Annotated in this window: 11 protein-coding genes and 1 pseudogene; 7 read left to right on the top strand and 5 right to left on the bottom strand. The window is 40.0% G+C overall.

The window, feature by feature from the left end; translation table 11 throughout:
* On the bottom strand, positions 1-319 hold a 319-nt coding region (locus tag NH454_RS12910; protein WP_253036278.1), incomplete at its 3' end, for a transposase.
* 120 nt (positions 320-439) lie between these two features.
* Between NH454_RS12910 and NH454_RS12905 the strand changes: the two genes are divergently transcribed.
* Complete coding sequence (locus NH454_RS12905; RefSeq protein WP_253039291.1) at positions 440-2176, top strand: EAL domain-containing protein; 1737 nt, start codon at positions 440-442, stop codon at positions 2174-2176.
* 49 nt (positions 2177-2225) lie between these two features.
* Positions 2226-3148: pseudogene (locus NH454_RS12900) on the top strand (hypothetical protein).
* On the opposite strand, the gene NH454_RS12895 reads toward NH454_RS12900, so the two are convergent.
* Positions 3145-4308 (bottom strand): cellulose-binding family II protein, encoded by a 1164-nt coding sequence (locus tag NH454_RS12895; RefSeq protein ID WP_253039289.1) that lies wholly within the window; start codon positions 4306-4308, stop codon positions 3145-3147. The pseudogene NH454_RS12900 and the gene NH454_RS12895 overlap by 4 nt on opposite strands.
* 71 nt (positions 4309-4379) lie before the next feature.
* A complete protein-coding gene (locus tag NH454_RS12890) occupies positions 4380-4808 on the bottom strand; it encodes an Lrp/AsnC family transcriptional regulator (protein ID WP_135926352.1) in 429 nt (142 codons plus the stop codon).
* Positions 4809-5011: 203 nt separating this feature from the next.
* Here NH454_RS12890 and NH454_RS12885 point away from each other — a divergent pair, with 203 nt between their 5' ends.
* The 5 genes from NH454_RS12885 to NH454_RS12865 all read left to right on the top strand — a co-directional run bounded on the left by NH454_RS12885 (position 5012) and on the right by NH454_RS12865 (position 11222).
* Positions 5012-6217 (top strand): aspartate aminotransferase family protein, encoded by a 1206-nt coding sequence (locus NH454_RS12885; protein ID WP_135926351.1) that lies wholly within the window; start codon positions 5012-5014, stop codon positions 6215-6217.
* 47 nt (positions 6218-6264) lie between these two features.
* Positions 6265-7299, top strand: coding sequence for an arginine N-succinyltransferase (gene astA, locus NH454_RS12880; RefSeq protein WP_135926350.1), 1035 nt, complete (start codon positions 6265-6267; stop codon positions 7297-7299).
* 18 nt (positions 7300-7317) lie between these two features.
* Positions 7318-8790, top strand: coding sequence for a succinylglutamate-semialdehyde dehydrogenase (astD, locus tag NH454_RS12875; protein WP_253039288.1), 1473 nt, complete (start codon positions 7318-7320; stop codon positions 8788-8790).
* 40 nt (positions 8791-8830) lie between these two features.
* Entirely contained in the window at positions 8831-9634 is an 804-nt protein-coding gene (locus NH454_RS12870; RefSeq protein WP_135926348.1) for a DUF1338 domain-containing protein, read from the top strand.
* Between the two features lie 370 nt (positions 9635-10004).
* Positions 10005-11222 carry a type III PLP-dependent enzyme gene (locus NH454_RS12865; protein ID WP_253039287.1) on the top strand — a complete coding sequence of 406 codons (1218 nt, stop codon included), beginning with the start codon at positions 10005-10007 and terminating at the stop codon, positions 11220-11222.
* Between the two features lie 119 nt (positions 11223-11341).
* Here NH454_RS12865 and NH454_RS12860 read toward each other — a convergent pair whose 3' ends face one another.
* Complete coding sequence (locus NH454_RS12860; protein ID WP_135926346.1) at positions 11342-12622, bottom strand: flavohemoglobin expression-modulating QEGLA motif protein; 1281 nt, start codon at positions 12620-12622, stop codon at positions 11342-11344.
* A 78-nt stretch (positions 12623-12700) separates the two neighbouring features.
* Entirely contained in the window at positions 12701-13567 is an 867-nt protein-coding gene (locus NH454_RS12855; RefSeq protein ID WP_253039286.1) for a redoxin domain-containing protein, read from the bottom strand.
* Positions 13568-13639 lie beyond the last annotated feature (72 nt).

The following is a 13639-nucleotide window of genomic DNA, read 5'->3' as shown; positions in this document are numbered from 1 at the left end:
CTTTACTGCGAAATTTAATATTCAACTCAGCACTGCGCTTACACAGACAACTGTAGGTTGGGGCTTCAAGCGGAAGCTTCATCAAAGATAATACCGATTGTGTGAACCCTTGTAGTGCCCTGAACGATAAGCCAAAGACAGCTTTGAGTGTTAAGCAAGTTTCAATAGCAAGATCAGAGAAATGATTAGAGCGGCCACGCCCACCGTGAGTACATTCGTTATACCAATGACGCGTTGCTTTTTCGTCAAACCAGAAGCGAATATTACCGCGGTTAACGAGGGCTTGATTATAGTGAGACCAGTTTGTGATTTTGCTCATTGTTGTTGCACAGGCTAGTAGGATATAGATGATCTGATCACAGGCTGGCAAGATAGTTCAAACTTTTAGGAAACAACGCCGCGAGCGTTGTTAAATGTTGAGCCATCGCCTTGGTACAATGTGATACTATATGGTCAGAAAACGTTTCTCGTTGATGACTCTCAATTTGTCGTAATTCAAGCAACCCCAGTTGCAATAAATGCAATTGAGGCGAATAAACTTATCAAACTAACACTTTTATCACCTGTTAATATTATTGTTTTTCTTCTGCTTGCATTAGCAATAAGCCTGGTAGTTACAAGAAAAAAGCAATCAAGTAGTGAAAAGTATTTGTTAAAGGAGCTAAATAAGCAAACGACAGAGCTATTAGAAAACTTAAATGTTGTCCATGTGCCATCTGAGCCTACAGTTAAACCTATTATTCAACTTAAAAAAAATGTTCAAGCACTTAGCTCGCATATAACGACCTATACGAGAGAATCTGAAGTGAGTATTCATCAAGACAAACTCACCTTATTACTCGACCGCCATGCTTATATTGAATACCTCGCAGAACAATTACAAATAGCCGAAAATAACAAACTCAGATGTTCTTTATTATTCATAGATTTAGATGGCTTTAAGCAAGTTAATGACTCATTTGGGCACAGCTTTGGGGATGAAGTGCTCATTCAAGTTGCAGCCCGTTTAAGCAGTGTATTACGTCATCATAAATTAATAAATTTGTCTCCTAAAAGTCAGCTTGAACAAAACTTAGCTCGTTTAGGTGGTGATGAGTTTTCAATATTTATAAGCCAACAACTAGATCAACAAAAAACAGTTGAAGTTGCTCAAAATGTGTTGAGAGAGATTGAACGTGATTTTGTTCTTGGTAATAAGTTAATAAAAATTAGTGCAAGTATTGGTATTGCCGTTTACCCTGATAGTGCGGCTACACCGCAATCTTTATTACAGATGGCCGATGTTGCTATGTACCGCGCTAAAACAGATGGGCGCGGTATTTTCAAAGTTTATTCACCCGAAATGGGTAAAAAGATCCGCCGTTACCACTATTTACTTGAAGAAATGCGTTTAGCAATCGCAAGTGAAAGCTTTCATTTGTCTTTTCAACCCATCGTACATGTTGAGGATTGCGCGATAGATTACTTTGAAGCGCTGATCCGTTGGGATCATCCAGCTGAGGGCTCTATTGCTCCTGACGAATTTATACCAATCGCTGAAGAATCAAACCTAATCTTAGATTTGGGTGATTGGATAATGCTTGAATCGTGTCGACAAATGTCAGCATGGCATAACGCAGGCTTAAAGAAGGTTAAAATTTCAGTAAATATCTCTGGTGTGCAATTAAAGCATCTTGATATTTATAAATTCATCACAGAAAAACTAGCTAAAACAGGTCTACCAGCAACAGCACTGATGCTTGAAATCACAGAGTCTACGCTGATAAAAGCTAGTAATAAAATCATTCATTCTCTAGAGCGCTTGCGTGAAGAAGGCGTCACTATTGCAATTGACGATTTTGGTACAGGATTTAGCTCATTGAGTACATTGGCTGAATTACCAATTGATGTTATTAAACTCGATAGAATGTTTGTCTCACAGGCTGATCAAAATCCTAAATATAACCAGATATTACATACGTTGAGTGAATTAGGGCAAAAACTTGGATTAAAAATTGTTGCTGAAGGTGTTGAAGATCACAGCCAGTTTGAGCTTGTCAAATCGCTGGGCATAAGAAGTGTGCAAGGCTATTTAGTTAGCCACCCTGAATCATCCGTTTATGTAGGCCATAAAGTTTTACAAGACAACTTAAACTTTATGTCTGTAACAGGCACTGGTGTTTGGAATATACAGTAATTATCGTTATGACTATAATAGCGTGTACTTTTCCAAATATGTGCCTTAAATGTTAAAAAAAAGCCTATTATCTATATTACTGTTTTCCATCACGTTGATGGGAATTTTTGTAGCCTCTTCAATTTACACGCTTTACAGTAAAAAGCGTTTAACTGTTGACCCTAAAGTGAAAGAAATTTCAGGAATTGAATTTGATAAATATAAACGGCTATGGGCTATTAACGACAGTGGTGACCAACCGAAGCTCTATCGGCTCAATAAAGATGGCTCTATTGCTAAAGAAATCTTAGTGACAAATGCCAAAAACATTGATTGGGAAGATATGACACAAAATAAATTTGGTCATTTTTTTTTAGGCGACTTCGGCAATAATAACAATGATAGAAAGTGGTTAACCATTTATAAAATCGAAAACCCTATTGATATCAAAGGCGACACCACTGAAGCCGAAATTATCAAGTTCACCTATCCAGAAATGGATGGTAACCCCATTACTCCAGATCAAAGAAACTTTGATTTGGAAGCGTTTGTAGCTCTCGGTCGTCACCTCTATTTATTCACTAAAAACAGAACAGAACCATTTGATGGTATCACCAAAGTATATAAAGTAGGCGATCATGCCGCTAATTTTGATGCAGAGCTAATTGACTCATTTAAAACCTGCACCACCATGGAAAAACTCTGTTGGATCACTTCTGCAGCACTTAGCCCAGACCGCTCCAAGTTAGTACTGTTAGATTCAACTAGCATCTGGCTATTTGAGAATTTTCAAGGTGATAAGTTTTTCTCTGGCGACGTTTCGCTTATAGATTTAGGTATCGTGACCCAAAAAGAAGCGATTACTTTTTATGATGACAATACGATTGTTTTCACTGATGAAGAATTTAAAGGTATTGGTGGCAGGCTTATGTGATTGAACTTGATAAGGTTGAGAAAAAAGTCATCCGAAAAGCGCCTAAACCTAATCACTAAGGGCTACTTACTTTATTTGAAAGTGCCTTTTCAATATCGATTCCCAAAATCAGCACACCAATGTGCTGATTTTCATCATCCAATATGGGTACACTAAACTGCACCTGAAAGTGCTTAGTCGACTCATCAAACTCAACCGTGTCAATGTAGTAGTCATCATCTTGCAAATACATATTTAAAAACTTAGCTTCATCACCCTGCCAATAATCGGTTGTGACTTCACTGATTATGACATTCTTGCCTTGTTTATCGGTGACGATTATTTCTGTAATTAGGCCTTGCATTTGCTTTTGCCACACTTGTAAGAATTGTGAACCCTCAAGTTTGAGAAAGCGCTCTGCAAGTATTGGTTTATTGTCAATAACTTGCTTAGCCCACTGCTGATCAATCTGCTCTAACTGTTTGATTTCAATTGGCTCTTCATTACTTTTTATTACCGCTTGTTGCACCTGTTCTGAGCTTGCTAAATGCTGTATTTTTTCTAGGAGCACTTTCACTAATGTTAGTTTTTCAATTTTTGACAATATGAAGGGGTTTTGTGAACAGCTACTTATGTAGCTATTAAATATGTTTAAAAACTCAGGAAACTCCTTGAGCGTTTTATTTGCCGCAAATAAGCCAAGTGGAACATAGCGGTAAAATGCCTGCGCGTACTCGTCAGGTTTTATTTGCAGTTGCACAGCGTTGTATTCAAATTCTTCTAAATCAAGCAAAATTCTGTCTATACGCTGCTTTTTAAATACTTTCAGTAGTTCATGTGTGGTGTTAACTTCTACTTCAATATTTTTATTGCTTAGTTGATACCAGTCAGCCTGATGGCTTCCCCTAACAACCCCATAACGAAGGTCTTCTTCAGCAATCGTCGCTGAATCTGCATGGGTAAACCAGTACCAGTTTTCTAAAAACATAGGTGCAGAAAGTTCACCATACTCTTGCATTTGCGATAACAGGTTTGCGGTAAAGTAACCATCGAGCCGATTTAACTGCACTTCCCTTTTAGCTCTGAGCCAAGGTAGCTTATGTAACTTAAATGGCACATTGATTTGCTTAAATATACATTCAACATGACTTATTGCATTATGAGGTACGTTAATTGGCAGATTCGTTCCTATCTGAAGCGGTTGAGCCACAGTGAGAGAAAGCAAAAAAGAAGCAAGCATTAATATCAGCCTAAACAACTAATAAATTAATTTTATTATAGACAATAAGCGCATTTTGACTTGCTAAACAATTAACGCTTAAATTTTGTCTCTAAAATCACCGACGAGGTCGTACGCTCAACACCATCTAAGTTACCAATGTCATCTAAAAGATGGCTCAGCTTTTCAAGGTTTTGGGCTTGTACAACAGCAATCAAATCAAATTCACCGCTAATTGCATAGAGCTGTGAAATAGCATCAATCTGCTTTAGCTCTATGTTAGTTTTAGTTGTGAGTTTCTGTTTAACCTTGATTGAAACATGCGCTGACACCATTTGGTTCAAGTAGGCATCTCCATAATCAACGCTGTAGCCTTTTATTACACCTGACTCTTCTAGTTTTAACATACGACTTTGTACTGTTGAGCGAGAGAGATTAAGCGCTCTAGCTAAGTCTGAAATACTAGCGCGGGCATTAGTTCTTAAGATAGATAAGAGCTTTTCATCTTGAGGAGTTATCACTTTGTTCACTTCCATCGTTAATTTGCTTTTTATTTTAGTCATTTTTCACAAAATAGCACTGCAAATTTAAGTTCCTAACCAAGATAATAAGAAAAATAGATAAGAAAAATAATCTCATCGTGCTTAATTAGGCAGGAACGGCTTAACTGATCTAATTTTCGCAATATACTTTTTTCATACTAAGCCAGATTTAGGTGCAACAAATGCAAGTAACAAGAGAACTTTTTAACGACGTAATGGTACCAAACTACAACCCATCAGAAGTGATCCCTGTAAAAGGTCAAGGCTCGCGTGTTTGGGATCAAGACGGTAAAGAATTTATCGATTTTGCAGGTGGTATTGCCGTTAACTGTTTAGGTCATTGTCATCCAGCTCTTGTCAATGCGCTGAAAGAGCAAGGCGAAAAAATTTGGCACTTATCAAACGTAATGACCAACGAGCCTGCACTGCGCTTAGCTAAAAAATTAACAGACGCAACGTTTGCAGATAAAGTGTACTTTGCAAACTCAGGCGCAGAGGCTAACGAAGCAGCATTAAAATTAGCGCGTCGCTGGGCATTAGATGTACACGGCGAGCAAAAAAATCAAATCATCGCGTTCAACAAAGGCTTCCACGGTCGTACATTCTTTACCGTTACTGTAGGTGGTCAAGCCGCTTACTCAGATGGTTTTGGTCCTAAGCCAGCTGCAATCGATCACTGTGATTATAACGATTTAGCTGCTTTTGAAGCACTTATCAGTGACAATACATGTGCAGTGATGATGGAACCTCTGCAAGGTGAAGGCGGTATTATTTCACCTACAAGCGAGTTTATCGAAGGTGTACGTGCATTATGTGATAAACACAATGCTTTACTTATTTTTGATGAAGTACAAACAGGTGTTGGTCGTACAGGCGATTTATACGCATACCAAGGTACTAATGTAACTCCAGATATTCTTACAACAGCTAAAGCATTAGGCGGTGGCTTCCCAATTGGTGCGATGATTACAACAGCCAGTATTGCAGAGCATCTAAAAGTTGGTACACATGGCTCTACTTACGGTGGTAATCCACTTGCATGTGCTGTAGCAGAAGCTGCTTTTGATACCGTAAATACAGCAGAAGTACTTGCTGGTGTGAAAGAGCGTGAACAGCTTTTCCGTGAAGGCTTAACGGCAATCAACAACAAATATGATGTATTTAGTGAAGTTCGTGGTAAAGGTCTTTTATTAGGCGCAGCTCTAAATAGTAAATTTGAAGGCCGTGCTCGTGATTTCCTAGTTGCAAGCACAAAGCATGGCTTAATGAGCCTTGTTGCTGGTACAAACGTTGTGCGCTTTACGCCATCTTTAGTGATCCCACTTGAAGATATCAAAGAAGGTTTAGCTCGCTTTGAAAAAGCGGTTGCAGACGTTGTAAACGGTTAATTCTAGTTGGCGCATGCTTTTAAGTGTGCGCCATTGGAGTGCAATTAATGCAAGTATTACGTCCTATCACAGCAAATGATTTTGCTGCGTTGAAACAAATTGCTATCGAGTCAGGCCATGGTTTTACCTCACTGCCAGTCGATGATAATTTATTACAACAAAAAATCGAACGCGCAGAACGCAGTTTTGCTAAAGATATAAATAAACCACAAGACGAAACCTACTTATTTGTACTAGAAGACAGCAAGACCGGTGACGTTATTGGCACAACAGCTATCGAAGCCGCTGTGGGTATGTCGGTTCCTTTGTACCATTATCACTTAGGAAAAACCGTTCATCACTCCCCTACACTAAATGTTTATAATACTGTCGATATCTTGAGCATGTGTAATGATTACACCGGTTGCTCTGAGATTTGTACATTGTTTTTGCGTGAGCAAAACAGAAAAGGCTTAACTGGTCGCTTTTTATCACGTTCGCGTTTTTTGTTTATGGCGCAACATAGTGAGCGTTTTGCCGATACCATCATTGCAGAAATGCGAGGTGTTAGTGATGAAGACGGTCACTCACCTTTTTGGCAATGGCTACAAGAACACTTTTTTAGCATTGAATTTCCACAAGCTGATCACTTAGTTGGCCTAGGCGATAAAGTGTTTATCAGTGAATTAATGCCTAAGTACCCTATCTATGCCAACCTGCTTAGCAAAAAAGCACAAGCTGTCATTGGTCAAGTTCATGAAAAAACCAAACCTGCACTGAAACTTTTAGAAAAAGAGGGGTTTGAGCATCGTGGTTACGTCGACCTATTCGATGCAGGACCAACTGTAGAGGCAAAACTTGGTAATATTCGCAGTGTTCGAGAGTCACAAGTATGCCCTATTACTATAGGTGAACTTGATCATATCAATGAGAAATGCTCAGACACACTGGCAATTTGTAATCAAGGCGTGAATGACTTTAGAGCCACTTTTACTAAACATGCTCATTACAATCACGCTAAGCACACCTTAATCGTCAGCCAAGAAGTGGCAGAAGCACTTAAATTAAAACAAGGGGATGCAGCACGGTTCTTCCGTCTGTAACCACTTAAGGAGTTTAAAATGAGTGTAACAACTCAACTTATAGATAACCAATGGCAAGCTGGCCTTGGTCATGATTTTAGTTCAATCAACCCGAGTAATGGCGAGGTTGTTTGGCAAGGTAAAACCGCCACCGCTGAACAAGTAGCTGATGCAATTAAAGCAGCCCGCAATGCGCAGCTTGGCTGGGCTGATATGAGCCTTGAAGATCGTATTGTTATTCTTGAAAACTTCGCAGCCGAGCTTAAAGAAAACAGCGAAGAGTTTGCGACTATTATCGCCCGTGAAACAGGAAAACCACTTTGGGAAACACGTACTGAAGTAGGTGCAATGACGGGTAAGATTGCTATCTCTATTAAGGCATACCATGAGCGCACGGGTACGACAGAAAACCCAATGCCGGGTGCTAAAGCGTTTATTCGTCACAAGCCACATGGTGTTGTTGCGGTGTTTGGCCCATACAACTTCCCAGGTCATTTACCAAATGGCCACATTGTTCCTGCTATTTTAGCGGGTAATACAGTTGTATTTAAGCCATCAGAACTGACGCCTCATGTTGCTGAGTTCACTTTAAAGCTTTGGCTAAAAGCAGGCTTACCAGCCGGTGTCATTAACCTTGTTCAAGGTGAAGTAGACACAGGTATTGCTCTTGCATCTCACCAAGATATTGATGGCTTATTCTTTACGGGTAGCTCAAATACAGGTCACCTATTACATAAGCAATTTGCAGGTCACCCAGGTAAAATTTTAGCGCTGGAAATGGGTGGTAATAACCCACTGATCGTAAAAGATGTCGCAGATGTAAGTGCCGCTGTTCACGACATTATTCAGTCTGGTTTCATTACGTCAGGCCAACGTTGTACCTGTTCTCGTCGTTTATTTATTGAGAACTCAGCAAATGGTGATGCAATTTTAGAAAAATTAATTGCTGCAACAAAAAACATCAAAGTGGCAGACAGCTTCAGCGAGGATCAACCATTTATGGGTGCAATGATCAGCGAAAAAGCAGCACTAGGTATGGTTGCAGCTCAGCAGCAGTTACTTGATATGGGAGCGACCTCTCTTGTTGAGCTTAAGCATCTCGAGCCGGGCACAGGTTTTGTAAGCCCAGGTATTATTGATGTTACTGCTGTCAAAGATATGCCAGATGAAGAGCATTTTGGTCCTCTTATCAAGGTATATCGTTATACAGATTTTGATAGCGCGATTAATGAAGCAAATAACACCTCGTTTGGTTTATCTGCAGGTTTATTAAGTGATGATAGCAACGACTACCAGCATTTCTTAAAACGTATTCGTGCCGGTATCGTTAACTGGAACCGACCAATTACAGGCGCATCAAGCGCTGCACCGTTTGGTGGTATTGGTGCCAGTGGTAACCACAGAGCAAGCGCGTATTATGCTGCTGACTACTGTGCATACCCTGTTGCTTCTGTTGAAGCCGATAAAGTTAACTTACCACAGACCCTTGCGCCGGGCTTAATTATTGAATAATTGATTGGCGGCCTTGCCGCCTTAATTGAAGGAATTAAACATGCACACAGATGTAAACGCCCTATTTGAAAATCTATGGGAAAACTATTTATCAGTTACGCCTTCGGCGGTAAAAGTACACGAGCTACTAGGCTCTACACAAAAAGATGACGTGATTAACGATCACATCGCTTTACGTACTTTTAACCATGAAAAAATCGGTTTAGAAAAACTAGCCGCGCACTTTTTAGCTGTTGGCTACAAAGAATGCGGCGAGTATCATTTCGAAGCGAAAAAACTATACGCTAAGCATTTTGAACATTCAGATCCTAAACAACCTAAAGTTTTTATCTCTGAATTACTTGTTGAGCAATGCTCAGAAGAATTACAAGCTATTGTGAACGACATGGTTGATCAGATTGACGAAAGTGCAGTAACAGCTGATAACTTCCTTTACTCTGGAACGCACTGGCAAGTAAGTTCAGACACTTACAAAAAGCTGTTAGCAGAAAGCGAATATGCAGCGTGGATGTCAGCGTGGGGTTACCGCGCGAATCACTTTACCGTGAGCATCAACGAACTGGCTAAGTTTGATGATATCGAAAGTGTTAACCAAGCACTTAAAGATGCTGGGTTTGCATTGAATACATCAGGCGGCGAAATCAAAGGTTCTCCTGAGGTATTGCTTGAGCAGTCTTCAACGCTTGCTGATGACAGCGAAGTGGAATTCAGCGATGGCAAAATGGCAGTACCAAGCTGTTTTTATGAGTTCGCACTACGTTATGCAAAACCAGATGGCGAGCTTTACACAGGCTTTGTAGCAGCATCTGCCGACAAAATTTTTGAGAGCACCAATGCTCGATAAGTAACGGCTTGTTAGCTAAACCAATAATTAAAAAATCCCTTTTTTGGGGATTTTTTTTCGTTTAATAAAATCTGCTTCTCTAGAGTATCAAAAATTCAAATCGTTATAATCAATTAAAAATCAACAGGTTAAAAATATATTTCTGTTTTTGAAATTTTTTATTGCGCAAATAAAAAAGCAGATCTATTATCACGCCGCTTCTTGATGATAGCCAATCCGAGTACATTACAAACACTGTTTGTAGCAAGGCGATAGAGCAACTATCCAAGAGTGTATTTGATTGCACAGAACATACTGTGCGCTTAATAACACTCAACTGACTCGGACTTCCATTTTTTTCCGGGCAGTTGCTTAATTGCCGGAGAGTAAAATGGCTATTTCAACCCTTACACAAGACTTAACAATCAAAGTACCTGCAGCGTCGGTTGCTGCAAATGAATCAATTGCACAACCATCAAACCAATTTATTGAGCAACTTGTTGCACAACATGGCGCGCCATTAATGGTGCTAGATTGTGAATCTGTTCGTCATCAATACCGTGCATTAAGCCGTGCGTTACCAGGTGTTGTTTTACACTTTGCATTAAAGCCACTGCCTCATCCTGCGGTTGTTCGTACGCTTTTAGAAGAAGGTGCCAGCTTTGATTTAGCAACCAGCGGTGAAGTAGACCTAGTAGCCTGCCAAGGCGTACCAAGTGACCGTACTATTCACACGCACCCTATCAAACGTGATCGTGATATCCGTGATGCACTTGAATACGGTTGTAATGTGTTTGTGGTTGATAACATCAATGAATTAGAAAAGTTCATTGCATACAAAGACCACGTGGAGTTACTTGTTCGCTTAAGTTTTCGTAATGCGGAAGCATTCGCTGATTTATCGAAAAAATTTGGTTGTAGCCCAGCAATGGCCATTGAAATCATTAGCTACGCGCAACAATTAGGTATTCGTATCAAAGGGCTGTCGTTCCATGTTGGTTCACAAACAGCGAGTCCAACTAAATATGTAACTGCCATTGCTGCATGTAACCAAGTGATTAACGATGTAGCCGCATTAGGATTACCTGCGCTTAGCACGCTTGATATCGGCGGTGGTTTCCCAGTGCCATATCACAAAGACGTGCTGCCAATTGATGAATTTTGTGCGCCGATCAATGATGCCTTAGCGCAGTTACCCGAGACAGTGCGCGTGATTGCTGAACCGGGTCGTTTTATTGTTGCTAGTGCTGTAACCAGTGTTGCATCGGTAATGGGTCAAGCGGTACGTGATGGCAAACCTTGGTATTACTTGGATGATGGTATTTACGGCTCATTTAGTGGTTTATTGTTCGATGAAGCCTCATACCCTATAGGCTCGTTAAAGCAATCAAACGATCGCGTAGAGTCAGTATTAGCAGGTCCAACTTGCGATAGCATCGACGTAGTAAGTGAGTCAATCATGCTACCAAAATTAAACAATGGTGATTTAATCATCAGCCGTATGATGGGTGCTTACACATTAGCAACCGCAACAGATTTTAACTTCTTCAAACGTGCAGAAGTTATCGTACTGAATGATGTAGTGCAGGTTGACGCACTCACCGGTTAATCGTTTCCTCGACTAAAAGCATGTAAGGCAACATGCTTTAACTCTTAAAATGCAGCTGCTCATTCCAGCTGCATTTTTTTATACCAATTCGCTTAATTAAGTCTTATTGCGGGTTGGTCTTAAATAAAGAGTGGTTTGTAGTCGTTTTCTAATTGTTCAAACGACAAGTTGCCAATAAAACGTCCAAAGCTTAGCCAAGTTGCTAGGCCTCGTAAGTCTTTAAAGTGTGGTGGAATAAATTTAGGGTCTTCAATTACACCTAGATCATGCAATTGTGATATCAGTCTGAAATCATCAATTGAGATTTTACCGACCAATAACAAGTGCAATTGATCAATTCGACCTAACTGAATGGCAACTCGGATAAGGTTATACACCAACACAAAACCTTTGATATAAGCGATATCTTTGGTAAAAGGTAAACCTGTTGCTGTACTTCCTCTAAACACTCGTTGTGTGAGTGTATAGCTATCGTCTTTACTCAAACCTTGCGCTACATAGTCACGATAAATATCAACGAACTCAGCGCCATCAATGACCTTGGTAATACCTTGAATACGATTAACTAACTTTGCTAAACGTCGTGGCGTCGACTTTAAGGTAATAATTTCGGTCAACACCGCAAGGCCTTCTTGGGTGACCGTGGAGCTCGGTGTGCCTTTACTTAAACAAGTTAAATATGGCTGAGCAAGACCGTTTTGCGTCGTACCCACATGGATCCAGCCTTCATGCACTTCAAGAATATCAAGCTCACGCTGAGAGAACTTAACATCTTGATTAAGTTTAATATTATTTGCACCCGCTGCGGCATCACTGACGATACCATCACTCAGAATGACCTCTACATCAATGCCTGGCATCGTTTGAGACACTTGAGCTGCCAGAATTTTCACCGCATCTTCTGCATCGATATTTTTTGGATCATCAGGCAAGATATCGGCATCAAGCATACTCTTTAGTGGCTGCTCAAGCATAGTTGCAAGCTCTGAAAGTGAAGGCTCTCCAGCATGAAATAAATCTTTAGGGTGACCAAAAAGCTCTACAGACAGATCATGAAATTCAGGGGTACCACGATACTCAATCATACTAAGTACGGTTTTATATTCAGTACACATCTTGCTCATGTATTGCGCAATAGGGTTTAGTTGCCCTAATTGGCTGATGATATCGCGATTTAAATCAGAAAACGCACGGCGCAGTTCGCTTGGTACAAAACCAAGGTCACGCTGTTGGTAATAGGCTTGATCAACTGTTGGGTTTTTCTGGCATTTATGCTTAAAAAACTCTTCTTTGATTTGTTTATCCCAGTTGATCGCATCAAGGATACGAATGGGTGTTTGCAGTGCGATTAATCGGTCAGATAACTCGCGTGTTTTTGCTAATAATGCCTTATCTATCATGCTCTAGGCTCACTGTGTAATGAGCCTTGAGCATAGGCTAAATTTGCATAATTACAAAGCAAAATCACACGGTTTTTATTAAAATTTAGCCTGTGTTGAGACTAATTTTCCATCGTTGTAAAGAAGTAAACTTGGTACCGAATTAATGCCATTTTCGATAAATAACTCATTTCCATAATCGATTGAAACTGGCATGGTTACAGAGAATTTATCAACATATTCTTGCACTGCACTTTGATCTGTCCATAACTGGCTCACTTTAACCTCGACATCAATTCCTTGCTTTGCCAACTGATTAACATGTTGCTGCGCTAATTCACACTGCTTTGCCATTGCAGGACGAGTGTCAGCTAAGTACCAGTCGCACCATGTTGCGGTGAATAGCACTGCTTTTTTGCCTTTATTCGGAATAACCAAAGGAGCCGCTTTACCTTGCTTTTCACCTAGTAATCGCGCTTTTTCAACTTTACCATTGTGTGACAACAAGCGTAACGTGTTATCAAGCGGCTTATCAGCTTCGTGGCCTTGAAAAATAACCTTTTCATCGCTATCAATTAACACATGAAAAGGGGTGCCCATAAATTCATAATGTTTAGCAACCCGGCCTGTATGATCGGTAAATAATGGCATGCTAAGTGAAAAACGCTCTTTAACCTTAGCAACAGCGTGTGCATCATCATTGAGGTCGATATTAATTGCTACAAATTGAATTTTATCGCCATACTGTTTGTAAGCATGCTGAAAATGCGGCATCTGCTCCATACATGGCTTGCACCAAGTAGCCCAAAACTTTAAGTAAACTGGTTTTTTGCCTAAGTAGCTTTCAAGTTTGACTATTTTCCCTGTTTCATTTTCTAAAACAAGGGGGGCTGTATTTGCTGATATGCTTTGGCTTACAAGCAACAAGCCTGTTAGTAGTATCAGTAGTATTAATTTATAACTCATTGTGCGTCCCTCAAATAAAACCAATTTTAAGTTTAAGGTAAGACAAAATATTGTAAATTTTCGACATCTGCT

The organism is Pseudoalteromonas sp. Ps84H-4 (assembly GCF_024124645.1).
Classification (GTDB): Bacteria; Pseudomonadota; Gammaproteobacteria; order Enterobacterales; family Alteromonadaceae; genus Pseudoalteromonas; species Pseudoalteromonas lipolytica_C.
The sequence above is the reverse complement of the archived record's forward strand: the minus strand, read 5'-3'. Positions and strand labels throughout refer to the sequence as shown.

Bases quoted from the DNA above. Each gene is read 5' to 3' on its own strand.
- NH454_RS12885 (WP_135926351.1), top strand. From the start codon at position 5,012: ATGCAAGTAACAAGAGAACTTTTTAACGACGTAATGGTACCAAACTAC.
- NH454_RS12865 (WP_253039287.1), top strand. From the start codon at position 10,005: ATGGCTATTTCAACCCTTACACAAGACTTAACAATCAAAGTACCTGCA.
- astA (WP_135926350.1), top strand. From the start codon at position 6,265: ATGCAAGTATTACGTCCTATCACAGCAAATGATTTTGCTGCGTTGAAA.
- NH454_RS12895 (WP_253039289.1), bottom strand. From the start codon at position 4,308: ATGCTTGCTTCTTTTTTGCTTTCTCTCACTGTGGCTCAACCGCTTCAG.
- NH454_RS12860 (WP_135926346.1), bottom strand. From the start codon at position 12,622: ATGATAGATAAGGCATTATTAGCAAAAACACGCGAGTTATCTGACCGA.
- astD (WP_253039288.1), top strand. From the start codon at position 7,318: ATGAGTGTAACAACTCAACTTATAGATAACCAATGGCAAGCTGGCCTT.
- NH454_RS12870 (WP_135926348.1), top strand. From the start codon at position 8,831: ATGCACACAGATGTAAACGCCCTATTTGAAAATCTATGGGAAAACTAT.
- NH454_RS12855 (WP_253039286.1), bottom strand. From the start codon at position 13,567: ATGAGTTATAAATTAATACTACTGATACTACTAACAGGCTTGTTGCTT.